The organism is Pseudomonas sp. ZS1P83 (assembly GCF_054897825.1).
On sequence record NZ_CM142706.1, the window covers coordinates 5,178,739 to 5,204,427 of the forward strand.

Genomic DNA, 25,689 nt, shown 5'->3' on the forward strand with positions numbered 1-25,689 from the left:
AGTCTGCGGACAACATCATCCGCAAGACCCGCTCCTACAAATCGCCGATCACTTGGTGGCGGCGCCATCCGGAACGAACACGTAACCCACGCCCCAAACGGTCTGGATGTAGCGCGGCTTGGATGGATCGGGCTCGATCATCCGGCGCAGACGGGAAATCTGTACGTCGATGGAACGCTCCAGGGCATCCCACTCGCGGCCACGGGCCAGGTTCATCAGCTTGTCGCGAGTCAGAGGCTGGCGTGCGTTCATCACCAACGCCTTGAGCACCGCAAACTCACCCGTGGTGAGCATGTGCACTTCGTCGCCGCGCTTGAGTTCGCGGGTGGCCAGGGACAGTTCGTAGTCACCGAAGGTCACGCTTTCGTCTTCGCTGCCTGGAGCGCCCGGTACCGGGGCTGACTGACGACGCAGGACCGCTTTGACACGCGCCATCAGTTCGTCCGGGTTGAACGGCTTGGCCAGGTAATCGTCGGCGCCCAGTTCGAGGCCCTTGATGCGGCTCAGCTCATCGCCCTTGGCGGTCAGCATGATGATTGGAATCTGGTTGTTCGCGGTGCGCAGGCGGCGGCAGGCGGTCAAGCCGTCTTCGCCGGGCAGCATCAGGTCGAGGACGACCAGGTTGAACACTTCACGCGCCAGGAGGCGATCCATTTGTTCAGTGTTCGGCACGGCGCGGGCGCGGTAGCCCTTGCTGACGAAAAAGCGTTCCAACAGGCTGCTGAGCCCTGGATCGTCGTCAACAATAAGAATTTTTTCGCCTTCAGCAATGTTTGCAGTGCTGCTCATTAGATGCTCCTTTGGTCTCGGCGCGCATTATGGCGTAGCTGCCGTTATACGCACCGTGTGCATTGTTAGCAGATTTTTCCTTCACCGCCAGAAATCCGGCCTTTCTGCCTACAGCCTGCGATGCCCCCGAATGACAGAACGCTGGGTATAATGCGCGGCCTTTTGTGTCAGGCAACGTCTGATCATTGCTGCGAGTGGCCGATATTTATTTTCACGGCCATGGCAGTAATTGTTCGATTTCACGGGTCAACGGGATGCCTGTTGATCCAGGTAGCGGCGCAGGCCAGGCCGCTCAACCAGACTCGCCGAGCCCTTATCTCTGCGCCTGCGAGCCTGCTTTCACAATTTGTCAGGTGGTTTTATGGACAGCATCAACAGCCGCATCGCCGAGGAACTCGGCGTACGCCCACAACAGGTCGAAGCGGCCGTCGCGCTACTCGATGAAGGCTCCACGGTGCCCTTCATCGCCCGTTACCGGAAAGAAGTGACCGGCAGCCTCGATGACATCCAGTTGCGTCATCTGGAAGAGCGTCTGCGCTACCTGCGAGAACTCGACGAACGGCGCATCAGCATCCTTGCCAGTATCCAGGAGCAAGGCAAGCTGACCCCGCAACTCGAACGCGACATCAAACTTGCCGACACCAAAACCCGCCTCGAAGACTTGTACCTGCCGTACAAGCAGAAGCGCCGCACCAAGGGCCAGATCGCCCTGGAAGCCGGCCTCGGCGAGCTGGCAGACGGCCTGTTCAACGACCCGACCCTGACGCCAGAGGCTGAAGCCGCGCGCTTCGTCGACGCTGAAAAAGGCGTGGCCGACGTGAAGGCTGCTCTCGAAGGCGCCAAGTACATCCTCATGGAGCGTTTCGCCGAAGACGCCCGCTTGCTGGACAAACTGCGCAGCTACCTCAAGCAGGAAGCCACTCTGAGTGCCCGCGTCATCGCTGGCAAAGAAGAGGAAGGCGCCAAGTTCCGCGACTATTTCGAACACGATGAACCACTGAAAAGCATGCCGTCGCACCGCGCGCTCGCCATTTTCCGTGGTCGCAACGAAGGCATTCTGAGTTCTGCGCTGAAAGTCGGCGACGAACTGCCGGGCACCATGCACCCGTGTGAAGGCATGATCGGCCAGCAATTCGGTATCCAGAACCAGAACCGCGCCGCCGACAAATGGCTGGGCGAAGTGGTGCGCTGGACCTGGAAGGTCAAGCTCTACACCCACCTGGAAACCGACCTGCTGGGCGAACTGCGCGATGGCGCGGAAACCGAAGCAATCAACGTGTTCGCCCACAACCTGCACGACTTGCTGCTGTCGGCACCGGCTGGGCCGCGCGCCACGCTGGGCCTCGACCCGGGCCTGCGCACCGGTTGCAAGGTCGCCGTGGTCGACTCCACCGGCAAGCTGCTGGATCACGCCACGGTTTACCCCCACGTGCCGCACAACAAGTGGGACCAGACCCTCGCCGTGCTCGCCGCCCTGTGCGCCAAGCATGCGGTGGACCTGATTGCCATCGGCAACGGCACCGCCAGCCGTGAATCCGACAAGCTGGCTGCTGAGCTGATCAAAAAATACCCAGCGATGAAGATGACCAAGGTCATGGTCTCCGAGGCCGGCGCATCGGTTTACTCGGCTTCGGAACTGGCTTCCAAGGAATTCCCGGACCTCGACGTGTCGATCCGTGGCGCGGTGTCCATCGCTCGTCGCTTGCAGGATCCACTGGCCGAACTGGTGAAGATCGATCCGAAATCCATCGGCGTCGGCCAGTACCAGCACGACGTGTCGCAGCTGAAACTGGCCAGAGGCCTGGATGCTGTGGTCGAAGACTGCGTGAACGCCGTGGGCGTGGACGTGAACACCGCTTCCGTGGCGCTGCTGGCCCGTATCTCCGGCCTCAACGCGACGCTGGCGCAGAACATCGTCAGCCACCGCGACGAGCACGGCGCCTTCAAAACCCGCGCCGCGTTGAAGAAAGTCGCTCGTTTGGGCGAGAAGACCTTCGAACAGGCCGCCGGTTTCCTGCGCGTTATGAACGGCGACAATCCGCTGGATTCGTCCGCGGTTCACCCGGAAGCCTATCCGCTGGTGCAGCGCATCGCCGCGGAGACCGACCGTGACATCCGTTCGCTGATCGGCGATGCCAGCTTTCTCAAGCGCCTCGATCCGAAGAAATACACCGACGAGACTTTCGGTCTGCCAACGGTCACCGACATCCTGCAAGAGCTGGAAAAACCTGGCCGCGATCCACGTCCTGAGTTCAAGACCGCCGAGTTCCAGGAAGGCGTCGAAGACCTCAAGGACCTGCAACTGGGCATGATCCTCGAAGGCGTGGTAACCAACGTGACCAACTTTGGCGCGTTCGTCGACATCGGCGTGCATCAAGACGGTTTGGTGCACATCTCTGCACTTTCGGAGAAATTCATCAAGGATCCGCGTGAAGCAGTGAAGGCCGGTGACGTGGTGAAAGTGAAAGTCATGGAAATCGACATTCCGCGCAAACGCGTGGGTCTGTCGATGCGCATGAGCGACACCCCGGGCGAGAAAATCGACGGTGCCCGTGGCGCACGTCCCGGCTCGTCTTCGCGCCAATCCCAGAACACTGCACCGCGCAAGGAAACCACGGCGGCGGCCCCGGTCAACCACGCCATGGCTTCGCTGTTCGCCAACGCCAAGCAGCTGAAGAAACGCTGATGGACATCCCTGCCGGGCTGACCGAAAGCGCTTTTTTCAAGTTGCTGGGGTGTCGTTTGCACAGTCTGGAGACCGGGGTGGCGCACGTCGCCCTCGGGCTTGCGCCGGAGCTGCGCAATCGCGGCGGCAAGCTGCACGGCGGGGCCTTGTTCAGTCTGGTGGACATTGCCATGGGGTTGGCTTGTTCCAGCACTCACGGCTTTGACCAGCAGAGTGCGACCATCGAGTGCAAGATCAACTACATTCGCGCCGTTGAAGGCGGCGAAGTGATGTGCACGGCGCGGGTCATTCACCCGGGCCGCCGCACGTTGGTGGTCGAGGCTGACGTGATGCAGGGCGACAAACTGGTCGCAAAAGCACAAGGCACGTTCGCTGTCCTGTAGCTAGTGGTCATCAATTTGAGTTAATTTCGGCGCTGTGACAGCAGCGCCGGAGTTCCCTGTGGGAGCGGGCTTGCTCGCGAAAGCAGTGTGTCAGGCAACATTCAAGTCGACTGATCCACCGCTTTCGCGAGCAAGCCCGCTCCCACAGGGGATTGCGGCGTTCAAACCTTGGCCGGCTGACAACAGTCCCGAGGTGCTCTTAAACCAGGCGAAAACGCCAGTTTCAACTTCACCCTTGTAGACCGTCTTGCCCACCCCCATATTGGGGCGACTGACGCGTGAAGGAATCCAACTTGAGCGAACTTCTCAACCGCCGCCTGGCTCTGCTCGGCGAGCGCGCTAACCTCTCTCTGCTCGAACAGTGCCTTCACGGCATCGAACGTGAATGCCTGCGCGTGACCGGCGAAGGTCGCCTGGCGCAAACGCCGCACCCGGAAGAATTGGGTTCCGCGCTGACCAACGAACAAATCACCACCGACTATTCCGAGTCGCTGCTGGAGTTCATCACGCCCGCCCTGCCCGATCCGGCAGACACCCTGGCGAGCCTGGACAGCATTCACCGTTTTGCCTACAGCAAGCTCGGCAACGAGTACCTGTGGAGTCCATCGATGCCGTGCCCGTTGCCGGCCGAGGAAGACATCCCGATCGCCTATTACGGCACCTCCAACATTGGTCAGCTCAAGTACGTCTACCGCAAGGGCCTGGCCCTGCGGTACGGCAAGACCATGCAGTGCATCGCCGGGATTCACTACAATTTTTCCCTGCCGGAAAAGCTCTGGCCGCTGCTCAAAGCCGCTGAAGACTTTGTCGGCACCGACCGTGACTATCAGTCGTCGGCCTACATCGCGCTGATCCGCAACTTCCGCCGCTACAGCTGGCTGCTGATGTACCTGTTCGGCGCATCACCTGCGCTGGACGCCGGTTTCCTGCGCGGTCGTTCGCACCAGTTGGAACAACTGGACCCGGACACCTTGTACTTGCCGTACGCCACCAGCCTGCGCATGAGTGACCTGGGTTACCAGAGCAACGCCCAGGCCGGTTTGACCCCGTGCTACAACGATCTGGCCAGTTACACCGACAGCCTGCGCAAAGCGGTCGCCACGCCTTATGCGCCGTACGTCGAAATCGGCACGCATCAGGACGGTGAGTGGGTTCAGCTCAACACCAACATCCTGCAAATCGAAAACGAGTACTACTCCAACATCCGCCCCAAACGCGTGACCTACACCGGCGAACGCCCGATCCAGGCGCTGGTAGCCCGTGGCATTCAGTACGTCGAAGTGCGTTGCCTGGACATCAACCCGTTCCTGCCGATGGGCATCGACCTGCCAGAGTCGCGCTTCCTTGACGCGTTCCTGCTGTATTGCGCGATGAACGACAGCCCGCTACTGACCAATACCTCTTGCGGCAACGCGACCTCGAACTTCCTCAGCGTGGTCAAGGAAGGTCGCCGCCCGGGCCTGGAACTGCAACGCGACGGTCATCCGGTGGACCTGAAAGAGTGGGCCAGCGAGTTGCTGGAGAAGATTGCTCCACTGGCGGCAATGCTGGATCAGAGCCATGGCGGCGATGCGCATAACAAGGCGTTGGATGCGCAGCTGGCCAAGGTCAAGGATCCTTCCCTGACGCCATCCGCCCAGGTGCTGGCGGCGATGGCTGAGCACAAGGAGAGCTTCAGTCAGTTCTCCCTGCGTCAGAGCCGCGCGCATGCGGAGTTTTTCCGTAGTGAGCCGTTGAATGGCGATGATCAGGCGAAATTTGAAGCGCGGGCGCGTTCGTCGCTGGCTGAGCAGGTTGAGCTGGAGCAGAACGAGGTGGGCGATTTCGATGTGTTTGTCGGGTCGTATCAGGCGAGCATTCTGGCGATTAGCAACTAACCTCCTCGGCACCGTTCATTCCCACGCTCTGCGTGGGAATGCAGCCGGTGACGCTCTGCGTCACCTGGACGCGGAGCGTCCCTTGAGGCGTTACCACGCGGAGCGTGGGAACGATCAGCTACCCGCCCACCCGTCCCTTAGAATTTTCCGCTCATAAGCTCATTCGAAAAAGTTATTTACTTTCGGATTCTTAGATCATTTAGTCTCCTTTCACGCCGACTCTCGGTCGTCTGACAAGGAGCTTCTCAATGAAACTGACTTTCCCCCTTCGCCTGCTGGCGGCTGCGTCTCTGGCCGCGACAAGTTTCTTTGCCCAGGCGGCTGACGTCACCGTCGCCTACCAGACCACCGTTGACCCGGCGAAAGTCGCCCAGGCCGACGGCGCATACGAAAAAGCCACCAACGCCAAAATCGACTGGCGCAAATTCGACAACGGAGCCGACATCATCGCCGCCATCGCTTCCGGCGACGTGCAGATCGGCTACCTCGGTTCCAGCCCTCTGACGGCTGCAATCACCCGCAAAGTCCCGGTAGAAACCTTCCTCATCGCCACCCAGATCGGCGCCGCTGAAGCCCTGGTCGCTCGCGACGGTTCCGGGATCAAAACCCCACAAGACCTGATCGGAAAGAAAATCGCCGTGCCGTTCGTTTCCACTGGCCACTACAGCCTGCTGGCCGCGCTGAAGCACTGGAACATCGACCCGTCGAAAGTCACCGTCCTCAACCTCGCTCCGCCCGCGATCGTCGCCGCCTGGAAACGCGGTGACATCGACGCCACTTACGTCTGGGACCCAGCGCTCGGCGTGGCCAAGGAAAACGGCAAAGTACTGATCACCTCCGGCGAACTGGCCAGGTTCGGCGCGCCGACCTTCGATGCCTGGATCGTGCGTAAAGACTTCGCCGAGAAGCACCCGGAAATCGTTACCGCGTTCGCTAAAGTGACCCTGGATGCCTACGCCGACTACCGAAAAGACCCGAAGGCCTGGCTCGCCAACCAAAGCAACGTCGACAAGCTGGTGAAACTCTCCGGCGCCAAGGCCAGCGACATTCCATTGTTGCTACAAGGCAACGTCTACCCGCTGGCGGCTGATCAGGTGATCACCCTCGGCGCGCCGACCACCAAGGCCATCACCGACACCGCCGCGTTCCTCAAGGAACAAGGCAAGGTCGAGGCCGTCCTGCCGGATTACGCTCCCTACGTCAGCGCCAAGTACATCACCAACTGATCGGGAGTTAACTGCGATGGCTTTGCTACAGCTGGAGCGCATCAGCGCACAGTACCCCGGTGCCGCCGAACCGGTACTGGCGGATATTTCTCTGAGTCTTGGGCCCCAGCAATTGTTGGTCGCCCTCGGCCCGTCCGGCAGTGGCAAGACCTCGCTGTTGAACCTGATTGCCGGTTTCGTCGAGCCTAGCGCTGGGCGCATTACCCTCGATGGCGTGCCGGTCAAAGGCCCGAGCGCCGAACGCGGCGTGGTGTTCCAGGATGACGCGCTGCTGCCCTGGCAGGACGTGTTGGCCAACGTCGGTTTCGGTCTGGAACTGGCCGGCATTTCCCGGGACAAACGCGAAATTCGTGCTCGGGAAATGCTCGCCCTGGTGGACCTTTCCGGTTTCGAAAGTCGCCGAATCTGGCAGCTCTCGGGCGGCCAGAAGCAGCGTGTCGGTCTGGCTCGCGCCCTCGCCGCCGACCCTCGGGTTTTGCTGATGGACGAACCCTTCGGCGCCCTCGATGCCTTCACCCGTGAACAAATGCAGGAGTTGCTGCTGCAAGTCTGGCAGCGCACCGCCAAGCCGGTATTTCTGATTACCCACGACATTGAAGAAGCGGTGTTCCTCGCCACGGACCTGATTCTGCTGGCACCAAACCCTGGGCAAATCGTCGAGCGCCTGAGCCTGGATTTCGGTCAGCGTTACGCCGCTGGTGAGTCGGCTCGATCGATCAAGTCCGACCCGCGCTTTATCGAAACCCGCGAACACGTGCTCGCCAAAGTGTTCTCCCAACGCAGCACCGCCCAGCGGCAGGAGCGCGCATGAGCAGCTATGAAATCCCGGCCGCGACGGTAAAAACCAACGGCCAATCGGTGGTCATTCCAGTTCGTCGCAGCCTCAGCACTCGGTGGATCAGCGTGCTGACGCTGGTCGCGCTTGTTGTCATTTGGTGGGCCGTCACCGCCACTGGCATGATCGAACCGCTGTTCCTGCCACCACCCTCTGCCGTGCTGCAAAAAGGCTGGCTGCTGGTGACCTCCGGCTACATGGATTCGACCTTGTGGCAGCACTTGGGCGCGAGTCTCAGCCGAATCGGTCTGGGCCTGGGCTTCGCAGTGCTGACCGCCGTGCCGGTCGGCATCGCCATCGGCCACAACCGCATCGCTCGCGGCATTCTCGATCCGCTGATCGAGTTTTACCGCCCTATCCCGCCATTGGCTTATCTGCCGCTGATCGTGATTTGGTGCGGCATCGGTGAGCTGTCGAAAGTCTTGCTGATCTACCTCGCGATCTTCGCCCCGATCGCCATCGCTACCGCGACCGGTGTGCGCACCGTCGACCCGGCCAAGTTGCGCGCGGCGCAGTCGTTAGGTGCGACCCGGGCGCAGTTGATTCGCCATGTGATTCTGCCGAGCGCGTTGCCGGACATTTTGACCGGTGTGCGCATTGGCCTGGGTGTGGGTTGGTCGACGCTGGTCGCCGCCGAATTGATCGCCGCCACCAGCGGGCTGGGCTTCATGGTGCAGTCGGCCGCGCAGTTCCTGGTCACCGATGTGGTGGTGCTGGGGATTCTGGTGATCGCGCTGATCGCCTTCGCCATGGAAATGGGCTTGCGCGCCCTGCAACGCAAACTGGTGCCGTGGCATGGCCAGGCTCACTAAAGACTTGTCATTGACCATGCCGACAGCTCGGCACCCCGGATTGAAGAGAAAGACCATGAGCATCCTGACAATCGTCCCCCTTAGCTCGGCCCTCGGCGCGCAAATCAGCGGTATCGACATCAGTCAGCCGCTGAACCTGGAACAACGCGACGCCATCGAGCAGGCGCTGCTCAAGCATCAGGTGCTGTTCTTCCGCGACCAGCCGATTACACCTCAGCAGCAAGCGCGATTCGCCGCTAATTTCGGCGACCTGCACATTCACCCGATCTACCCGAATGTGCCGGAGCAGCCCGAAGTGCTGATCCTCGACACCGCCGTCACCGACGTGCGCGACAACGCGATCTGGCACACCGACGTGACTTTCCTGCCGACCCCGGCCATGGGCGCAGTACTCAGTGCCAAGCTGCTGCCGGAGTTCGGTGGCGACACACTGTGGGCCAGCGGTATCGCGGCGTATGAAGCGTTGTCCGCGCCGATGAAAACCTTGCTCGAAGGGCTGACGGCTACCCACGACTTTACTCGCTCGTTTCCGCTGGAGCGTTATGGCAACACGCCGCAAGCGTTGGCCCAGTGGGAGGAAGCGCGCCGCAAGAATCCCCCGCTGTCACACCCGGTGATCCGTACGCACCCCGTGAGCGGGCGCCGGTCGTTGTTCGTCAATGAAGGCTTCACGTCGAAGATCAATGAGCTGTCGGAGACTGAGAGCGAGGTGATTCTGAAGCTGTTGTTTGCTCACGCGACACGACCGGAATTTACGATTCGCTGGCGTTGGCAGAAGGACGACGTGGCGTTTTGGGATAACCGCGTGACACAGCATTACGCCGTGGATGATTACCGGCCGGCGCGGCGAGTGATGCAGCGGGCTACGGTGCTGGGGGATGTGCCGTTTTGAGCACCACAGAGGGATTTGCTTAGCTTCAACTGGATAAAAAAACAGCTGGTCGCTTCCATAACGAATAAAAATGGCGTAAAAATCCGCTTACCGAATAGTGAGTGGTGACAGCATGATCACAAAAGAAGAAATCCAAGGCTTCATTCGCGCGCAAGTCGATAGAGAGTTTTTTGATGAACTAGGGATTCTTATTCCTCAAACCTTTCAAAAGGCATTGAAGGAGTCAGAAGAACTCCTGATTCATACCCCTCCTGGAGATCTGCGTGGCCATTTACGGCATTCGCTCGTTCAAGACGCCTTAGCGGGAATGAAACGCTGGAATCCAATCATCAAAACAACCGACCCAAAAGGACACAATTACGTCCTATTGGAGCTGGGAAGTTTGCGCATCACATCTGTCGTCCTGCCCTGGCAGAAAGAAATTCGCACGGCGAAACACCGAAGCGAACTGAAAACGCTGAACGAATCTTTAGCATCCACACAGATGGACTGGATTGATGGGTTGACGCAGACAGTCACCGATCAATTGATTCATGCGCTAGTCGTAGTCCATGCACCACCATCACGTTCAGAGGATCAATCAGAGCCGCGGGCGATCATGATGGCCGTGCCTTATTTCAACGGCAAAGGCTTCCATATGAATTGCACGTTCGAAGACCTTCTTCAGAGCTACTCTGATAATGAAGCTGTTGATCAGAAACCGATTGAATTGGTGAAATTGCGGGATAAGATGCGCCGCGCTGAAGAAATCGAAGACAACACTGATGACGAGCAAAATTCCAAGAGGTGAACCATGAGAACTGGAGTCGCGGGCTTTCAGTCTGAGCGCCTCAAGCAGTTACGGCTCACGTTTGGTATCACCCAAACAGCTTTGGCCGAAATGGTGGGGCGTGCCTCGGGAAACATCTCTAAATGGGAGAACGGGCTTCAGGTACCTGAGGCCGATGCCTTCCAACGGTTATGCGAGGTTTTTGGCGTCAGTGAAAACTGGCTGTTAGAGGAGCAAATCGTAACGAGTGAAACCACTCCATTCTTTTTCCGCTCTCAGGTGAGTGCTACCACCAACGCGAGAGAAATAGCGGAAGTCCGTCTGGAGTGGCTTCAAGACATCTCCTACAAACTTCAGGAAAGTCTTGAGTTCGTCACTGTTAACGTTCCCCACCTGGAAGAAAGAAATTGCCAGCTGATTTCTGATCAAGAGATCGAGAGAATGGCGAGTGAATGCCGTCAAGCGTGGGGACTAGGGGTTGCTCCGATACCCAATGTGGTTCAGGTGTTGGAAAACGCTGGCATCGTCTGTGCTCGAACCACGCTTGGGCACCTCAAAATGGATGGCGTATCAAACTGGTACGAGTTGGATCAGCGCCCTTATGTACTTCTCGTTGCAGATAAGGCTAACGGAATAAGAAACCGATTCGACGCGGCCCATGAACTGGGACATGTAGTTCTCCATCGACATATTTCCAACGAACAATACGAATCGAATTACACGCTGCTTGAATCACAGGCTCACCGATTTGCCAGCGCATTTTTGATGCCAGCGGAAAGCTTTCTAAGGGAGATTCGCTGGCCGACTTTGGATACCTTGTTGGCACTTAAGCCGCGCTGGAAGGTTTCTGTTGCGGCGATGGTTCGTCGATGTCTAGATCTTGAAATCATTAATGACACCACGACGACAAGGCTGTGGAAAGCTAGGTCCGCAAGAGGCTGGGTCAAGGGCGAGCCTATGGACGCCGACTTCGATTTTGAAAGGCCGCTGTTGATCGCGCGAGGTGTGAAGATGCTCGTGGAAAACAAGGTACTTTCCCGATCCCAAGTCAGACAGTTGCTGGGGCTGCCGCTTCCCATTCTAGAAACCCTATGTAGTTTGGATAAGGGTTATTTCACTCTCCCAGACCAGTCACAAGTGATCGATATGCAGCTAAGAAAGAGATCTGCAAGGGATACGTTTTTCAGCGAAACCGCAGAAATACTCGGTTTCCCAAGCAAAAAATAACGACATCGTAAGCGCCACTTAAAAATAATCACGGACAAGCCACTTCCTTATGTGAGGAGGGCTTATCCGTGATTCGGTCCTCGTCCTTCGAATAGATTTACTCCGCCGCCGAAGGCTTCTCCCAAAGGTTAATTCCGCCTTCCTGGGCAAATCGATCAATCTCCGCCAGCTCTTCAGCGCTAAAGCTCAAATTCTTCAACGCCCCGACGTTCTCGACAATCTGCTCCGGACGGCTCGCACCGATCAATGCCGAAGTCACCCGCGGATCGCGCAACGTCCAGGCCAATGCCAGCTGCGCCAGGCTCTGACCGCGTCGCTTGGCGATCTCATTCAGCGCACGCACATGAGCGATGTTGGCTTCGGACAGGTGCGATGTCTGCAACGAACCACCGCCCGGACGATTGACCCGCGCATCCGCCGGCACACCGTTAAGGTACTTGTCAGTCAACAAACCCTGAGCCAGCGGCGTGAACGCAATCACGCCCGTACCAAGTTCGTCCGTCGTATCCAACAGGTCCTTTTCTATCCATCGGTTGAGCAGGTTGTAAGCCGGTTGGTGAATCAGCAACGGGACTTTCCACTCTTTCAGCAACGCGGCCATTTCACGGGTTTTAACGCCCGAGTAGGACGAGATGCCGATGTACAGCGCCTTGCCCTGTTGCACGGCGGTAGCCAGTGCGCTGGCGGTTTCTTCCAGCGGCGTGTCCGGGTCGAAGCGGTGGGAGTAGAAGATGTCCACGTAGTCCAGACCCAGGCGTTGCAGGCTCTGATCAAGGCTGGCCAGTACGTATTTGCGTGAACCGCCGCCCTGACCATAAGGGCCGGCCCACATGTCCCAACCGGCCTTGCTCGAGATAATCAGCTCGTCGCGATACTGCTTGAAGTCTTCGCGCAGCAAACGACCGAAATTGGTCTCGGCGCTGCCATACGGCGGGCCGTAGTTGTTGGCCAGGTCGAAATGGTTGATGCCGAGATCAAACGCGGTACGCAGCAATGAACGCTGGGTGTCGATCGGCGTGCTGTCGCCAAAGTTGTGCCACAGGCCCAGAGACAGTGCCGGCAGCACCAGCCCGCTGCGCCCCACACGGCGGTAAGGGATGGAGTCATAGCGGTTTTCGGCAGCGGTGTAGGTCATCGAATCCTCTCTTGTCTGTCTTGAATTGGGTATCGACTGCTTTGCAAGTTGCCCAGCATACGCCCAGACAAACGCCGATAAACCTCTGACTCGAGAAAATGCTGAAACGTTTCACAAATGATCGAGACTTTTCGGTTCGCTGTATTTGCGCAGGCGCCAAGATGCCCCCGCTGGAACGTCTGGCTCAGCCAGAAGACATCTCCCGCGTCGTGTCCTTTCTGGTCGGCCCGGATTCGGCCTGGGTCAACGGGCAGATTTTGCGGGTCAATGGCGGGCTGGTTTAACTAAGCTCACACTGATACCGAAGTCTTGATCGTTCCCAGGAGAACACACCATGCACACCACGATCATCATCACCTTCGGCCTGATCCTGCTGGCGCTGATGCTGTTCATCGGCGAGAAAATCGGTTTTAGCCGCCAGACCCTGGTCTACAGCTTTGTCGTGCTGTGGTTCGCGCTGACGTTGATCAACGGTGCAGTTGGCATGGTTAACGCGGGCCAGCCCTTGAGCACGGAACTGGTGGTCGGCAGCGCCGTATTTGGCGTACCGGTGGCGGCGATGGTGCTGTTCATGGTATTGAGCGCCGAAACCTGAAAAGGGCCCGGCGCCACCATTTCTCGATCAACGCACCAAATGCAAAAACTGCATGTGCCGTTCGTACTGATCGAGGATGTCGTTGATGATCTGCTCCTTGGTGTAACCCACCAGATCGTAGTCCTGACTGCCCTCGCTCAAATGCACTTCGGCCCGGTAATAACGACGGTTGTTGAGTTCCTTGGAACCCATGCCGCCACGGGCAAACGATGGCGTGAAGTAGCCACGCATCTGCGCCTGATAGATAAACGGATGCTCCTCGCCGTGTCCGATTTCCAGGCTGACGTTGTCGTTGGCCGGGTCCGGCTGAGTGACCACGTTCAAACCCTTCTCTACGAACACCGCCGAGACGTCTTCAATCGCCGGGCGCACCGTCGTATCGAGGAAGCGGTAAACCTCATCGCGAGACGGGAAATGCACGGCCTGAGTCAAGCGTTGACGCCAGCCACCACGCCGCGAGCCGGACACCGGAGCCAGGGAATGCAGCTGCGCAATCTGCTTCTGCGACTCCAGATAGAACGCTTTGTGCAGCCCCCACATCATCAACAGCAAGATCATGGAGAACGGCAACGAAGTCAGCACCACCGCTGACTTCAGCGCATCAATGCTGCCGGAGAACAGCAGTGCACTGGTCACCAGCGCCGTCATTGCACCCCAGAACACTCGCAGCCATTTCGGCCCGTCTTCATCCGGGTTGCCACCCTTGGCGGACAGCGTCGACAACACCACCGTGCCGGAGTCGGCGGACGTCACAAAGAATACGAAGCTGATAAACACTGTGACCGCGATGACCGTTTTGCTCCACGGATAGGTTTCCAGCAGCAGGTAGAGGGTCATCGACGGGTTGTCGATGGCCGACATGCCGAGGGCGCTCATGCCGTGGTTGAGGACTTGATCAATGGCGCTATTACCGAAGATCGACATCCACGCCAGTGTGAAACCGAGCGGAATCAACAGCACGCCGAAGACGAATTCGCGGATAGTCCGGCCACGGGAAATCCGTGCGATGAACAGGCCCACGAACGGCGACCATGCAATCCACCAGGCCCAATAGAACACCGTCCAACCGCCCAGCCAGTCACTGGGCTTGTCGTAGGCGTACAGGTCGAAACTCTTCATCGGCAACGCGCCGAGGTAGTCGCCGATGTTCTGGATCAGGGTGTTGAGCAGGTGCTGGGTGGGGCCGGCGAACAACACGAACAGCAGCAGCGCGCAGGCCAGCAGCATATTGATGTCGGACATCACCCGCACGCCTTTATCGACGCCGGAGACCGCGACGATGATCGCCGCGCCCATCATCAGTGTGATCAGGCCGACCTGAATCCACTGCGTGTGAGCGATGCCGAACAGATAGTCCAGACCCGAGTTGAGGTGCAACACGCCAAAGCCCATGTCGGCGCCGAGGCCGAACACCGTGGCGATAATGCCGAAGCCATCCACCGCGTAACCAATGGGGCCGTTGATGCGTTTGCCGATCAGCGGATAAAGCGCCGAACGCAGGGCCAGCGGCAGGTTATGCCGATAAGCGAAGTAGGCCAGCGCCATGCCGACGAAGGCGAACACACCCCAGCCGTGCAGGCCCCAGTGCAGAAACAGAATCTGCATCGCCTGCCGCGCCGCATCCGCCGTGCCTGCCTCGCCTTGGGGCGGTTGCGACAAATGGGTCAGCGGTTCGGACACGCAAAAGAAAAACAGCGTGATGCTGATCCCGGCGGCGAATAGCATTCCGGCCCAGGACAGGTAACTGAATTCGGGTTCGTCGTGGTCGGCACCGAGCTTGATTTTGCCGTAGCCAGACAAGGCGGTGACCACCACGAAGACCAGATACAGGGTCATCGCGAGCATGTAATACCAGCCGACCGTATTGGCCGCCCAGTTTTGCGCTTCCAGCAGCCAGGCACCGGCCTGTTCAGGCAAGGCAATAACCACAATGCCGAACAACAGAATGAAACCCGCGGCAAAGTAGAACACCGGCGGATTCATGCGGACCTGGCCGCTTGGAGGGGTGGAAGGTGCACTCATGAAAGGCGCACCTCAAGGGGGTGGAACAGGGCAATCAGTAACGGACTCGGCAAAGGCAAGCCTCCTGTTGTGAGCGGGCAGCGAACCGGCGATTTAACTTGAATAAGCGTTCAAGTTAAACATGGATAGGGCGCTAAGGACTAATCACAAGGCTCGGCGGTGTGTTTCGTACGCTAGCTCAAGGAAGGGTATGACGCTGCGGAGAACGCATGATCGTTCCCATGCTCTGCGCGGGAATGCAGCCCGTGACGCTCTGCGTCACATCGATGTCAGGCACTACATCGGCGGTGGCCCTGGAACGCGGAGCGTCCCTTGAGGCATTCCCACGCAGGAGCGTGGGAACGATCAGGTGGGGGACCCTACTTCTGCGTCCCATCATCATGCTGCAGATTCGCCTGCGTCAGGTTGCACCCGGCCGGTACGCTGCGGGTCAGCCAGACATTGCCGCCAATGGTAGAGCCCTTGCCGATGGTGATCCGCCCCAAAATCGTCGCCCCGGCATAGATCACCACATCATCCTCAACAATCGGATGCCGTGGATGGCCCTTCTGCAGCTGGCCGTCCTCATCCGCCGGGAAGCGTTTGGCGCCCAACGTCACGGCCTGATAAATCCGCACGCGCTCACCGATAATTGCCGTCTCGCCGATCACTACGCCCGTTCCGTGATCGATGAAGAAGCTGCGACCAATCTGCGCGCCAGGGTGAATGTCGATGCCGGTGGCCGAGTGGGCGATTTCCGCGCTGATCCGTGCCAGCAACGGCAACCCCGCGCGGTACAAATGATGGGCCAGGCGATGGTGAATCACCGCCAGAATCCCCGGATAGCACAGCAATACTTCGTCGACGCTGCGAGCCGCTGGATCGCCGTGATAAGCCGCCAGCACGTCGGTGTCGAGCAGACTGCGCAGCCCCGGCAATGCGAGGGCGAAGTCCTGAATGATCTGAATGGTCTTGGCCTCGACCTCAGTATCGGCCTGGTCACTGTGGCGAGCGGCGTAGCGCAATTCGAGTCGCGCCTGAGCCAGCAACGCGTTCAATGCAACGTCCAGCGTGTGGCCGACGTAGAAGTCTTCACTCTCCTCACGCAAATCCACCGGTCCCAGGCGCATCGGGAACAACGCGCCACAGAGGGCTTCGAGAATCTCTGCCATGGCCGCTCGGGATGGCAACTCGCGACCGCCCTGTTCGGTGCTGGCGCGACCATTTTGTCCGCGCCACTGGTCACGCGCCGTGCGCAGTTGGCTGACGATGGTCTGCAGTTGCCAATGACTGGAACGCTCGCTCACGGTAAAAACTCCTCACGGGCGGCCGGACTGTCTGGCCGCGTTATTGGCGATTACTCTACGGCATGGTCTGGAAGGCGAATTAAGAACCGATTGTGCTGTGCTCAGCACTTTTGGACATAAGGCGATTGGCAGTTGCCCCGCTAAATAGGCGTGCCTATAGTCCTGTCATCTCCCTCCGCCAGTACGGACCCCATGATCAAACAACAGCTTGCCCGCTTTAACCGTCTCGACCTGCTCGGTCATCCTACCGCCCTGGAAAAACTCGAACGCTTGTCGACCTGGCTGGGCCGCGATGTGTACGTCAAACGCGATGACCTGACGCCGTTGGCGATGGGCGGCAACAAGCTGCGCAAACTCGAATACCTGGCGGCCGATGCGCTGGCACAAGGTGCCGACACTTTGATTACCGCGGGTGCGCTTCAGTCCAACCACGTGCGCCAGACTGCCGCCATTGCGGCCAAGCTTGGCCTGGGCTGCGTAGCGCTGCTAGAAAACCCCTTGGGCACCGACGACGCTAACTATGTCGGTAACGGCAATCGACTGTTGCTGGACCTGTTCGATGCCAAGGTCGAGTTGGTGGAAAACCTCGACAACGCCGACGAGCAATTGCAGGCTCTGGCCGACCGTCTACGCAACAACGGCAAGAAGCCGTACCTAGTGCCGATTGGTGGTTCCAATGCATTGGGCGCTTTAGGTTATGTGCGTGCCGGGCTGGAGCTGGCTGAGCAGATCAAGAACACCGGGCTGACATTTGCCGCCGTGGTTCTGGCCTCGGGCAGTGCCGGGACCCACAGCGGTCTGGCGTTGGCATTGAGTGAAGTACTGCCGGATTTGCCAGTGATTGGTGTCACGGTTTCCCGTAGCGATGAAGATCAGCGCCCGAAAGTCCAGGGCCTCGCCGAACGCACTGCAGAGCTGCTGGGCGTGAGCCTGCCAGCGAGTTTCAAGATCGAGTTGTGGGACGAATACTTCGGTCCACGCTACGGCGAGCCGAATGCCGGGACACTGTCGGCGGTGAAGCTGGTGGCGAGCCAGGAAGGGCTGTTGCTCGATCCGGTCTATACCGGCAAGGCCATGGCGGGTTTGCTCGATGGCATCGGCCGCCAGCGCTTCAACGACGGCCCGATCATCTTCTTGCACACCGGTGGGGCACCGGCGTTGTTTGCCTACAAGGACTTTTTGTAGCTGATCGTTCCCACGCTCCGCGTGGGAACGATCTCGATCTCCGGCCTTATATTCAATAAAAGAATAACAAACGTAATATTTGTTATTTTCCTATCTAAAAGCCTCGTCATATAGTCGCGCCGCAGGCGAATTTGCAGCGAGACGCATACGCTGCTTTAGGGCAGGATATCGCAGTCGTTCAATTCCCGAATTTGCCAACATTCCTAAAGCGTCTTCCATAAGAAAACACAGGGGCTTGTCATGAATTTTTCTGCACTACGTCGAAACCTGCTGGTTGGTTCGTTGGGCCTGGCGCTGAGCGCCGGTCTGTTGGGGCAAGCAGTTGCCGGTGAGCAGCTGCAAAAAATCAAAGACGCTGGCGTGATCAACGTCGGCCTGGAAGGCACTTACCCACCGTTCAGTTTCGTCGACGCCGACGGCAAGCTGGCTGGCTTCGAAGTCGAGTTCTCCGAAGCCCTGGCCAAAGAGCTGGGCGTGAAGGTCAAACTGCAACCGACCAAATGGGACGGCATCCTCGCAGCGCTGGAATCCAAACGTCTGGACGCCGTGATCAACCAAGTAACCATCTCCGACGAGCGCAAGAAGAAGTATGACTTCTCCGAGCCGTACACCGTTTCCGGGATTCAGGCGCTGGTGCTAACCAAGAAGGCTGCGGAGCTGAACATCAAGACTGCCGCCGACTTGGGTGGCAAGAAAGTCGGTGTAGGCCTGGGCACCAACTACGAGCAATGGGTGAAAGCCAACGTGCCGACCGCTGACGTGCGCACCTACGAAGATGATCCGAGCAAGTTCGCAGACCTGCGTAACGGTCGCACCGACGCCATTCTGATCGACCGCCTCGCCGCGCTGGAATACGCCAAGAAGGCCAAGGACACTTCCGCCGCCGGCGAAGCGTTCTCCCGCCAGGAAGCCGGTATTGCTCTGCGCAAAGGTGAGCCTGAACTGCTGGCTGCGGTGAACAAGGCCATCGACAAGCTGCGTGCCGACGGTACGCTGAAAAAGCTTTCGGAAAAATACTTCAGCGCTGACGTCACTAAATAATGGGAGAAGCTTTCCAACTCGCGCTGGACTCCGCGCCCTTCCTGCTGAAGGGCGCGTACTACACGGTGATCTTGAGCCTAGGCGGGATGTTCTTCGGCCTGGTGATGGGCTTCGGCCTGGCGTTGATGCGCCTGTCGCGCTTCAAACTGGTGAGCTGGCTTGCCCGCATCTACGTGTCGTTCTTTCGCGGCACGCCGTTGCTGGTGCAACTGTTCGTGATCTATTACGGCTTGCCGCAATTGGGCATCGAACTTGATCCGCTGCCGGCAGCCCTGATCGGCTTCTCGCTGAACATGGCTGCCTACGCCTGTGAAATCCTGCGTGCCGCGATCAGCTCCATCGAGCGTGGCCAGTGGGAAGCCGCCGCGAGTATCGGCATGACCCGTGCGCAGACCCTGCGCCGGGCCATTTTGCCGCAAGCGATGCGCACGGCTCTGCCACCGCTGGGCAACAGCTTCATTTCGCTTGTTAAGGACACCGCGTTGGCAGCCACCATTCAGGTGCCGGAACTGTTCCGTCAGGCGCAGTTGATTACCGCCCGTACCTTTGAAATTTTCACCATGTACCTTGCCGCCGCGCTGATCTACTGGATTCTGGCCACGGTGCTTTCGCACTTTCAGAACCAGTTGGAAGCACGGGTCAATCGGCACGACCTGGAGTCCTGACCCAATGATTGTCGTGGAAAAACTGACAAAGCAGTTCAAGGGTCAAGTGGTGCTCAACGGCATCGATCTGGAAGTGAAGGAAGGCGAGGTGGTTGCGATCATCGGGCCTAGCGGCTCGGGCAAGACCACGTTCCTGCGTTGCCTGAATTTTCTGGAAGAGCCCACCAGCGGCCGGATCAAGGTCGGGGACATCGAGATCGATGGCAGCCGCCCCCTGAACCAGCAGCAAGGTCTGGTGCGACGGTTACGCCAGCATGTAGGTTTCGTGTTCCAGAACTTCAACCTGTTTCCTCATCGAACCGCCCTGGAAAACGTCATCGAAGGCCCGATCGTGGTGAAAAAAATCCCACATGCCGAAGCCGTTGCCTTGGGTAAAAAGCTCTTGGCCAGGGTTGGGCTGGCAGGCAAGGAAGACGCTTACCCGCGACGCCTTTCCGGTGGTCAGCAACAGCGTGTGGCGATTGCCCGCGCACTGGCGATGGAACCGGAAGTCATCCTGTTTGATGAACCGACCTCAGCGCTCGACCCAGAACTGGTAGGCGAAGTGCTGGCGACCATCCGCAGCCTGGCCGAGGAGAAGCGCACCATGGTCATCGTCACGCACGAAATGGGCTTTGCCCGGGACGTGGCGAACCGTGTGGTGTTTTTCGACAAGGGTGTGATCGTCGAGCAAGGCGAAGCCAAGGCGTTGTTTGCCAATCCGAAAGAAGAGCGGACCAAACAGTTCCTCAGCAAGTTCTTGAATAACGCTCACCCCTGAAACATCACCTCACCGCTTATTAACTTCCATGGATGGAAGTGACAACTACCCGCTAATAAAATCTCTTGGCCCGCCCGAACAATAGATATTTACTCAACGCTGCGTGCGGTACATCTATATGTCCTGCAACAGATTAACCTCGCCTAAAATCCGTCAAAACCAGCCTCCCCACCAACTGAACTCGTCGCCCACAACGCGCTCAAGGCCCATAAAATCGCGGTCAAGTTCGACAGAGCGGTGCAGCTTATTAACTTCAATGCGTAGGATCTTTCTGAATAACCCTAGATACCGTACTTAACTAGCCAGCTCTATTGACACCTATTCAAGCGCACTCTTATCTAGTCTCCAGCAGGCGTCGAATCTCGAACTCATTCATTATTTAATTCGCAAACGGTGAACAGTTTTGTTGCTCGGCAATTCACGCCTTTCGAACTTTCAGAAACGGACTTCGCTGCAGGCTTCAAGGAGAAACCCATGACAAGTACTTCGAACAAACCCGAACTTGCGGCCCCGTCCCTGGCGCAATCACACAAGACCTGCATCAACATCAGCTCGGCGGCTCACCTGCTGATTGACGTGGCGCCCTACCCCGGCATGGACGAAGGCGACCTGATCGAACTGTTCTGGGATAACTGCTACGTAGCCTCCAGGGTGCTTACGGCCAACGATGTCGGCCAACCGGTCCAACTGCGTGTGCCCGAGAGCTTCATCGCCAATGGCACCTCGCGCGTTCACTACCGGATCATGCAGATCGGGCAAGGGCCAACCCTGTCAGCCGTCAGACGGGTGCAGATCAAACTCGACTGCCCCGGTGGCCAACCGTCTGCACTGTGCGGCGATGAAAACCAGAGTCTGGAGCCCGTGAACATCCCCGAGACCATTCGCCGTCAGGGGGTCAATCCGAACCAGATCAAGCGCGGAGTTCCGCTGACCATCGAGCCTTACCTGAACATGGCCGCCGACGACGAAATCACCCTGCGCTGGGGTGATGTGCGTATGGATCTGCCACGACTCAAGACAGGCGATGTCGGCCAGCCGATCCAGGTCTGGGTGCCTGCGGCGATCATTCTCGAAGCCGGCGAAGACCTGCGGCTGGAAGTGACTTACTGCATCCTTGACCGGGTGGGTAACAACTCCCGCTGGGCACCACCGCGCAGGCTGAAGATTGGTTGCGCCAATCCCTATCTGCAGGTCCGGCCAAAAGAGATGCTCATGGCCGCCGAGCCCCGCAAACGCTGAGGTCCCTGCGTTCGACTGTAGGAGCGAAGCTTGCTCGCGAAGAACGATAGCGCGGTGCGTCAGAACTGACGCCTTCGCGGGCAAGTCGGATCGCCGCACCGCTCGCTCCTACGGAGCCGGACGCAGGCTTCGCCAGCTACTACATGGATCTGTGACACCCCTTCTATCGTTATTCCTAAAAGTTAGTTTATTTAATTTTTATACACGCTTAGGGTATATGCACCGGACCACCGGACATTCTTGTTTTCGTTCGTCGCAACCCTCGCGGCGTTTCCATGAGATGTGAGGTAGGTATGGTCCGGAACACAATCACCCCAGTGCAGATCGCCAGGGCATTGCGTGCAGCCAAGGAGCGGCACTGATGTCCAGTCTGGCAGATGCAATCGTCCAGAGTGATCTGGACATCGCCCCGCTGTTGTTGCCCGCGCAGGTCTTGCGCAACGACGCACAAGCCATCAAGGCTGCCCATGAACTGGCGCAAGTCGCCCGCCTGCAAGCAGCCAAACGCGACCAGCAGCGCAAGCTGCCGTGGTCGGAAATCGAACAGTTCACCCGCAGCGGCCTGGGCAGCATTGCGATCCCGCGTGAGTACGGTGGCCCACAGGTTTCGTTCGTCACCGTTGCCGAAGTCTTCGCGATCATTTCCGCGGCCGACCCGGCAGTGGGACAGATCCCGCAGAACCAGTTCGGCATTCTCAATCTGGTGCTCGGCAGCGCCACCGAATCGCAAAAAAAACAGCTGTTCAAAAGCGTGCTCGACGGCTGGCGCATCGGCAATGCCGGGCCAGAGCGCGGCACCAAAAACACCCTCGAACTCAAAGCACGGATCACCGCGGACGGCGATGGCTTCGTCCTTAACGGCCAGAAGTTTTACTCCACTGGTGCGCTGTTCGCCCACTGGGTCGCCGTCAAAGCGCTGAACGACGACGGCAAACAGGTTCTGGCCTTCGTGCGCCGCGGTACACCGGGCCTGCGCATCGTTGATGACTGGTCGGGCTTCGGCCAACGCACCACCGCCAGCGGCACCCTTTTGTTCAACAACGTGCAGGTCGACGCCGAGCTGGTGGTGGAAAACTGGAAGATCAATGACAGCCCGAACATTCAGGGTGCCGTGTCGCAGTTGATACAAGCAGCCATTGACGCCGGCATCGCCCGGGGGGCCATCGACGACGCCATCGAGTTCGTGAAAACCCGTGCACGAGCGTGGATCGACGCCAAGGTCGAACGGGCCAGCGATGACCTCTATGTGATCGCCGACATCGGCAAACTGAAGATCGAACTGCACGCCGCCGAAGCGCTGCTACGCAAGGCCGGGCAAGTACTCGATCAGGTCAACGCCGCGCCGCTCACCGCCGAGTCCGCCGCCCGCGCCTCGATTGCCGTGGCCGAAGCCAAAGTGCTGACCACCGAGATCTCGCTGCTGGCCAGCGAAAAGCTTTTCGAACTGGCCGGCAGCCGCGCCACCCTCGCCGAATTCAACCTCGACCGCCACTGGCGCAACGCCCGCGTGCACACGCTGCACGACCCGGTGCGCTGGAAGTATCACGCGGTCGGCACTTATCACTTGAACGGCACGCTTCCCGCTCGCCACTCCTGGATTTAACGACCAGATCTCTGGAGAAACACATGACTCTTTCTCACCACTTCGCGGTCATAACCAGCGATGAGCAAGCCCTGATTGTCGCCAGTGACTTGGCCGAAGACTTCAAACGCGACAGTGCCTTGCGCGACCGCGAACGCCGTTTGCCGCACCCGGAACTGGAAGTGTTTTCCCGCTCGGGGCTTTGGGGTATCAGCGTGCCTAAAGAATACGGCGGCGCCGGGGTTTCCAACGTCACTCTGGCCAGGGTGATCGCGCTGATTGCCCAGGCTGACGGCTCTCTTGGACAAATCCCACAAAACCATTTCTACGCCCTTGAAGTGCTGCGAGTGAATGGCAGCGCCGAACAGAAAAAACGCCTCTACGCAGAAGTCCTGGCCGGTCAACGCTTCGGCAATGCCCTCGCCGAACTCGGCACCAAAACCGCACATGACCGGGTCACCAGCCTGACCCGTGACAGCAGCGGCTATCGCATCAACGGCCGCAAGTTCTACGCCACCGGTGCGATCTACGCCCAGCGCATCCCGACCTCGGTGGTGGATGAACACGGCGTGCAGCAATTGGCGTTCGTGCCGCGCAACAGCAAAGGCTTGACGGTGATCGACGACTGGAGCGGCTTCGGCCAGCGCACCACCGGCAGCGGTTCGGTGGTGTTTGAAGATGTCTATGTCGCCGCCGAAGACGTGATCCCGTTTCAAAGTGCGTTCGAGCGCCCGACCACCGTCGGCCCGTTGGCGCAGATTCTTCACGCCGCCATCGACACCGGCATCGCCCGCGCTGCCTATGAAGATGCGCTGCATTTTGTGCGGACCAAGACTCGGCCGTGGATTGATTCCGGCAACGACAAAGCCACCGAGGACCCGCTAACCATCAAGAGCTTCGGCCACTTGAGCATTCGTCTGCACGCCGCCGAAGCCTTGCTGGAACGCTCCGGCGAATTTCTCGACAAGGCTCAGGCCGACACCAACGCCGAGACCGTCGCCGCTGCCTCAATTGCCGTCGCCGAAGCCCGTGCCATCAGCACCGAGATTTCCCTCGCCGCTGGCAGCACGCTGTTCGAATTGGCCGGCAGCCAGGCAACACTGGTCGAACACGGCCTGGATCGCCACTGGCGCAACGCTCGGGTGCACACGCTGCACGACCCGGTGCGCTGGAAGTATCACGCTGTCGGCAATTACTACCTCAACGATGAAAACCCGCCGCTGCGGGGGACGATCTGATGCCCTCGTCTTTAACAAAGAGAAAAAAGATTCTGCTCAACGCGTTCAACATGAACTGCATCGGGCACATCAACCACGGTCTGTGGACGCATCCACGGGACAACTCAACCCAATACAAGACGATCGAATACTGGACCGAACTGGCACAACTTCTTGAGCGCGGACTGTTCGACGGGTTGTTCATCGCCGACATCGTCGGGGTTTACGACGTCTACCAAAACTCAGTGGATGTGCCGCTCAAAGAGTCAATTCAACTGCCGGTCAATGATCCGCTGCTGCTGGTTTCGGCGATGGCTGCGGTCACCAAAAACCTCGGCTTCGGACTCACTGCCAACCTTTCCTACGAACCGCCGTATCTGTTCGCCCGACGCATGTCCACGCTCGATCACCTGAGTCGCGGCCGGGTCGGCTGGAACATCGTCACCGGCTACCTCGACAGCGCCGCCAAGGCCATGGGCTTGAGCGAACAGGTGGAACACGACCGTCGTTACGATCAGGCCGATGAATACCTGCAAGTGCTCTACAAACTCTGGGAAGGCAGTTGGGAAAACGGCGCAGTGCTTAACGATCCGCAGCAGCGAATCTACGCGCAGCCCGAGAAAGTGCACAAGGTCGAGCACAAGGGCGAGTTCTATCAGGTCGAGGGTTATCACCTCTGCGAACCCTCGCCGCAGCGCACGCCGGTGCTGTTCCAGGCCGGCAGTTCGGATCGCGGTTTGCTGTTCGCCGGGCGCCATGCCGAGTGCGTGTTCATCAGTGGCCAGAACAAACCGTCGACCAAAGTTCAAGTGGACAAGGTTCGCGCCAGTGCCGTCGAGGCCGGCCGCAACCCCGAGGACATCAAGGTGTTCATGGGGCTGAACGTGATTGTCGGCGAAACAGAAGACGCGGCCTGGGCCAAGCATGCCGAATACTTGAGCTACGCCAGTGCCGAGGCCGGCGTGGCGCATTTCTCGGCGTCCACCGGGATTGATTTCTCCGAATACGCCATCGACGAACCGATCCAGTACGTGAAGAGCAACGCGATCCAGTCCGCTACCAAGAACCTGCAAAACAACGACTGGACCCGCCGCAAGTTACTTGAGCAACACGCCCTCGGAGGACGCTACATCACCGTGGTCGGTTCGCCTGAGCAAGTGGCCGATGAGCTGGAATCGTGGATCGCAGAAACCGGTCTGGATGGTTTCAACCTGACGCGGATTGTCACGCCGGAAAGTTACGTGGACTTCATTGAACGGGTGATTCCCGAGTTGCAGCGCCGAGGGTCGTACAAGACCGCTTACGACACCGGCAGCTTGCGGGAAAAGCTGTTTCACGGGGAGGCGCATTTGCCGGAGCAACACACGGGTTCCCACTACCGACACTAACCCCCCGACCCTGATCGTTCCCACGCTCCGCGTGGGAATGCAGCCCGGGACGCTCCGCGTCCCAACAGCGGACGCGGA

Annotated in this window: 22 protein-coding genes and 1 pseudogene; 19 read left to right on the forward strand and 4 right to left on the reverse strand. The window is 58.9% G+C overall.

The annotated features are described in order from the left end of the window. Window positions 1-48: 48 nt before the first annotated feature. A complete protein-coding gene (gene ompR / locus ACYZT0_RS24335; protein ID WP_008149284.1) occupies window positions 49-789 on the reverse strand; it encodes an osmolarity response regulator transcription factor OmpR in 741 nt (246 codons plus the stop codon). Window positions 790-1,150: 361 nt separating this feature from the next. Here ompR and ACYZT0_RS24340 point away from each other — a divergent pair, with 361 nt between their 5' ends. The 9 genes from ACYZT0_RS24340 to ACYZT0_RS24380 all read left to right on the forward strand — a co-directional run bounded on the left by ACYZT0_RS24340 (window position 1,151) and on the right by ACYZT0_RS24380 (window position 11,496). Then, complete coding sequence (locus ACYZT0_RS24340) at window positions 1,151-3,475, forward strand: Tex family protein (protein ID WP_462043340.1); 2,325 nt, start codon at window positions 1,151-1,153, stop codon at window positions 3,473-3,475. Then, a complete protein-coding gene (locus ACYZT0_RS24345) occupies window positions 3,475-3,858 on the forward strand; it encodes a PaaI family thioesterase (RefSeq protein WP_462043341.1) in 384 nt (127 codons plus the stop codon). The genes ACYZT0_RS24340 and ACYZT0_RS24345 overlap by 1 nt, the downstream gene beginning before the upstream one ends. Window positions 3,859-4,151: 293 nt before the next feature. After that, a complete protein-coding gene (gene gshA, locus ACYZT0_RS24350; protein WP_462043342.1) occupies window positions 4,152-5,735 on the forward strand; it encodes a glutamate--cysteine ligase in 1,584 nt (527 codons plus the stop codon). 248 nt (window positions 5,736-5,983) lie between these two features. Further along, window positions 5,984-6,961 (forward strand): taurine ABC transporter substrate-binding protein, encoded by a 978-nt coding sequence (gene tauA, locus ACYZT0_RS24355; RefSeq protein ID WP_462043343.1) that lies wholly within the window; start codon window positions 5,984-5,986, stop codon window positions 6,959-6,961. A 16-nt stretch (window positions 6,962-6,977) separates the two neighbouring features. Beyond that, window positions 6,978-7,772 carry a taurine ABC transporter ATP-binding subunit gene (tauB, locus tag ACYZT0_RS24360; protein WP_131060561.1) on the forward strand — a complete coding sequence of 265 codons (795 nt, stop codon included), beginning with the start codon at window positions 6,978-6,980 and terminating at the stop codon, window positions 7,770-7,772. Further along, window positions 7,769-8,608, forward strand: a complete 840-nt coding sequence (tauC, locus tag ACYZT0_RS24365) for a taurine ABC transporter permease TauC (protein ID WP_462043344.1) — start codon at window positions 7,769-7,771, stop codon at window positions 8,606-8,608. The genes tauB and tauC overlap by 4 nt, the downstream gene beginning before the upstream one ends. A gap of 55 nt (window positions 8,609-8,663) precedes the next feature. Beyond that, a complete protein-coding gene (tauD, locus tag ACYZT0_RS24370; protein WP_462043345.1) occupies window positions 8,664-9,500 on the forward strand; it encodes a taurine dioxygenase in 837 nt (278 codons plus the stop codon). Window positions 9,501-9,612: 112 nt separating this feature from the next. Then, on the forward strand, window positions 9,613-10,290 hold the full coding sequence (locus tag ACYZT0_RS24375; RefSeq protein WP_462043346.1) for a hypothetical protein: 678 nt from the start codon (window positions 9,613-9,615) through the stop codon (window positions 10,288-10,290). Between the two features lie 3 nt (window positions 10,291-10,293). Beyond that, window positions 10,294-11,496, forward strand: a complete 1,203-nt coding sequence (locus tag ACYZT0_RS24380; protein ID WP_462043347.1) for a helix-turn-helix domain-containing protein — start codon at window positions 10,294-10,296, stop codon at window positions 11,494-11,496. Window positions 11,497-11,593: 97 nt separating this feature from the next. Here ACYZT0_RS24380 and mgrA read toward each other — a convergent pair whose 3' ends face one another. Next, window positions 11,594-12,631, reverse strand: coding sequence for an L-glyceraldehyde 3-phosphate reductase (gene mgrA, locus ACYZT0_RS24385; RefSeq protein ID WP_462043348.1), 1,038 nt, complete (start codon window positions 12,629-12,631; stop codon window positions 11,594-11,596). Between the two features lie 155 nt (window positions 12,632-12,786). Between mgrA and ACYZT0_RS24390 the strand changes: the two are divergent. Next, window positions 12,787-12,915, forward strand: a pseudogene (locus tag ACYZT0_RS24390) (SDR family oxidoreductase); the annotation flags it as partial. Window positions 12,916-12,965: 50 nt separating this feature from the next. Then, window positions 12,966-13,226 (forward strand): hypothetical protein, encoded by a 261-nt coding sequence (locus ACYZT0_RS24395; protein ID WP_462043349.1) that lies wholly within the window; start codon window positions 12,966-12,968, stop codon window positions 13,224-13,226. Between the two features lie 27 nt (window positions 13,227-13,253). Here the strand turns inward: ACYZT0_RS24395 and betT are convergent, their stop codons facing one another. Together betT and epsC are read right to left on the reverse strand one after the other, a co-directional pair. Further along, complete coding sequence (gene betT, locus ACYZT0_RS24400) at window positions 13,254-15,209, reverse strand: choline transporter BetT (protein WP_462046632.1); 1,956 nt, start codon at window positions 15,207-15,209, stop codon at window positions 13,254-13,256. A 398-nt stretch (window positions 15,210-15,607) separates the two neighbouring features. Further along, entirely contained in the window at window positions 15,608-16,534 is a 927-nt protein-coding gene (gene epsC / locus ACYZT0_RS24405; protein WP_462043350.1) for a serine O-acetyltransferase EpsC, read from the reverse strand. A 192-nt stretch (window positions 16,535-16,726) separates the two neighbouring features. Here epsC and ACYZT0_RS24410 point away from each other — a divergent pair, with 192 nt between their 5' ends. The 8 genes from ACYZT0_RS24410 to ACYZT0_RS24445 all read left to right on the forward strand — a co-directional run bounded on the left by ACYZT0_RS24410 (window position 16,727) and on the right by ACYZT0_RS24445 (window position 25,611). Beyond that, window positions 16,727-17,719, forward strand: coding sequence for a D-cysteine desulfhydrase (locus tag ACYZT0_RS24410; protein ID WP_462043351.1), 993 nt, complete (start codon window positions 16,727-16,729; stop codon window positions 17,717-17,719). A gap of 240 nt (window positions 17,720-17,959) precedes the next feature. Then, window positions 17,960-18,760 (forward strand): cystine ABC transporter substrate-binding protein, encoded by an 801-nt coding sequence (gene tcyJ / locus ACYZT0_RS24415; RefSeq protein WP_462043352.1) that lies wholly within the window; start codon window positions 17,960-17,962, stop codon window positions 18,758-18,760. Continuing rightward, the gene (tcyL, locus tag ACYZT0_RS24420) at window positions 18,760-19,425 is read left to right on the forward strand and encodes a cystine ABC transporter permease (RefSeq protein ID WP_462043353.1); all 666 of its coding nucleotides are present in this window, start codon (window positions 18,760-18,762) and stop codon (window positions 19,423-19,425) included. Before tcyJ ends, tcyL begins: the two co-directional genes overlap by 1 nt. Window positions 19,426-19,429: 4 nt before the next feature. Next, window positions 19,430-20,185: an L-cystine ABC transporter ATP-binding protein TcyN gene (tcyN, locus tag ACYZT0_RS24425; protein WP_462043354.1), complete on the forward strand. Its 756-nt coding sequence runs from the start codon at window positions 19,430-19,432 to the stop codon at window positions 20,183-20,185. Between the two features lie 474 nt (window positions 20,186-20,659). After that, on the forward strand, window positions 20,660-21,424 hold the full coding sequence (locus ACYZT0_RS24430) for a hypothetical protein (RefSeq protein ID WP_462043355.1): 765 nt from the start codon (window positions 20,660-20,662) through the stop codon (window positions 21,422-21,424). 361 nt (window positions 21,425-21,785) lie between these two features. Beyond that, the gene (locus tag ACYZT0_RS24435) at window positions 21,786-23,027 is read left to right on the forward strand and encodes an SfnB family sulfur acquisition oxidoreductase (RefSeq protein ID WP_462043356.1); all 1,242 of its coding nucleotides are present in this window, start codon (window positions 21,786-21,788) and stop codon (window positions 23,025-23,027) included. Window positions 23,028-23,050: 23 nt separating this feature from the next. Next, window positions 23,051-24,244 (forward strand): SfnB family sulfur acquisition oxidoreductase, encoded by a 1,194-nt coding sequence (locus ACYZT0_RS24440; protein ID WP_462043357.1) that lies wholly within the window; start codon window positions 23,051-23,053, stop codon window positions 24,242-24,244. Continuing rightward, window positions 24,244-25,611, forward strand: a complete 1,368-nt coding sequence (locus ACYZT0_RS24445) for an LLM class flavin-dependent oxidoreductase (RefSeq protein ID WP_462043358.1) — start codon at window positions 24,244-24,246, stop codon at window positions 25,609-25,611. The genes ACYZT0_RS24440 and ACYZT0_RS24445 overlap by 1 nt, the downstream gene beginning before the upstream one ends. Window positions 25,612-25,689: the final 78 nt, after the last annotated feature.

What these genes read in the sequence shown, in the direction of transcription:
- ACYZT0_RS24375 (WP_462043346.1), top strand. Translation starts at nt 9,613, where the DNA reads ATGATCACAAAAGAAGAAATCCAAGGCTTCATTCGCGCGCAAGTCGAT.
- tcyN (WP_462043354.1), top strand. Translation starts at nt 19,430, where the DNA reads ATGATTGTCGTGGAAAAACTGACAAAGCAGTTCAAGGGTCAAGTGGTG.
- tauC (WP_462043344.1), top strand. Translation starts at nt 7,769, where the DNA reads ATGAGCAGCTATGAAATCCCGGCCGCGACGGTAAAAACCAACGGCCAA.
- ACYZT0_RS24445 (WP_462043358.1), top strand. Translation starts at nt 24,244, where the DNA reads ATGCCCTCGTCTTTAACAAAGAGAAAAAAGATTCTGCTCAACGCGTTC.
- ACYZT0_RS24395 (WP_462043349.1), top strand. Translation starts at nt 12,966, where the DNA reads ATGCACACCACGATCATCATCACCTTCGGCCTGATCCTGCTGGCGCTG.
- ACYZT0_RS24380 (WP_462043347.1), top strand. Translation starts at nt 10,294, where the DNA reads ATGAGAACTGGAGTCGCGGGCTTTCAGTCTGAGCGCCTCAAGCAGTTA.
- tauB (WP_131060561.1), top strand. Translation starts at nt 6,978, where the DNA reads ATGGCTTTGCTACAGCTGGAGCGCATCAGCGCACAGTACCCCGGTGCC.
- ACYZT0_RS24435 (WP_462043356.1), top strand. Translation starts at nt 21,786, where the DNA reads ATGTCCAGTCTGGCAGATGCAATCGTCCAGAGTGATCTGGACATCGCC.
- ACYZT0_RS24345 (WP_462043341.1), top strand. Translation starts at nt 3,475, where the DNA reads ATGGACATCCCTGCCGGGCTGACCGAAAGCGCTTTTTTCAAGTTGCTG.
- tcyL (WP_462043353.1), top strand. Translation starts at nt 18,760, where the DNA reads ATGGGAGAAGCTTTCCAACTCGCGCTGGACTCCGCGCCCTTCCTGCTG.
- tcyJ (WP_462043352.1), top strand. Translation starts at nt 17,960, where the DNA reads ATGAATTTTTCTGCACTACGTCGAAACCTGCTGGTTGGTTCGTTGGGC.
- ACYZT0_RS24440 (WP_462043357.1), top strand. Translation starts at nt 23,051, where the DNA reads ATGACTCTTTCTCACCACTTCGCGGTCATAACCAGCGATGAGCAAGCC.
- ACYZT0_RS24340 (WP_462043340.1), top strand. Translation starts at nt 1,151, where the DNA reads ATGGACAGCATCAACAGCCGCATCGCCGAGGAACTCGGCGTACGCCCA.
- ompR (WP_008149284.1), bottom strand. Translation starts at nt 789, where the DNA reads ATGAGCAGCACTGCAAACATTGCTGAAGGCGAAAAAATTCTTATTGTT.
- mgrA (WP_462043348.1), bottom strand. Translation starts at nt 12,631, where the DNA reads ATGACCTACACCGCTGCCGAAAACCGCTATGACTCCATCCCTTACCGC.
- ACYZT0_RS24410 (WP_462043351.1), top strand. Translation starts at nt 16,727, where the DNA reads ATGATCAAACAACAGCTTGCCCGCTTTAACCGTCTCGACCTGCTCGGT.
- betT (WP_462046632.1), bottom strand. Translation starts at nt 15,209, where the DNA reads ATGAATCCGCCGGTGTTCTACTTTGCCGCGGGTTTCATTCTGTTGTTC.
- tauA (WP_462043343.1), top strand. Translation starts at nt 5,984, where the DNA reads ATGAAACTGACTTTCCCCCTTCGCCTGCTGGCGGCTGCGTCTCTGGCC.
- ACYZT0_RS24430 (WP_462043355.1), top strand. Translation starts at nt 20,660, where the DNA reads ATGACAAGTACTTCGAACAAACCCGAACTTGCGGCCCCGTCCCTGGCG.
- tauD (WP_462043345.1), top strand. Translation starts at nt 8,664, where the DNA reads ATGAGCATCCTGACAATCGTCCCCCTTAGCTCGGCCCTCGGCGCGCAA.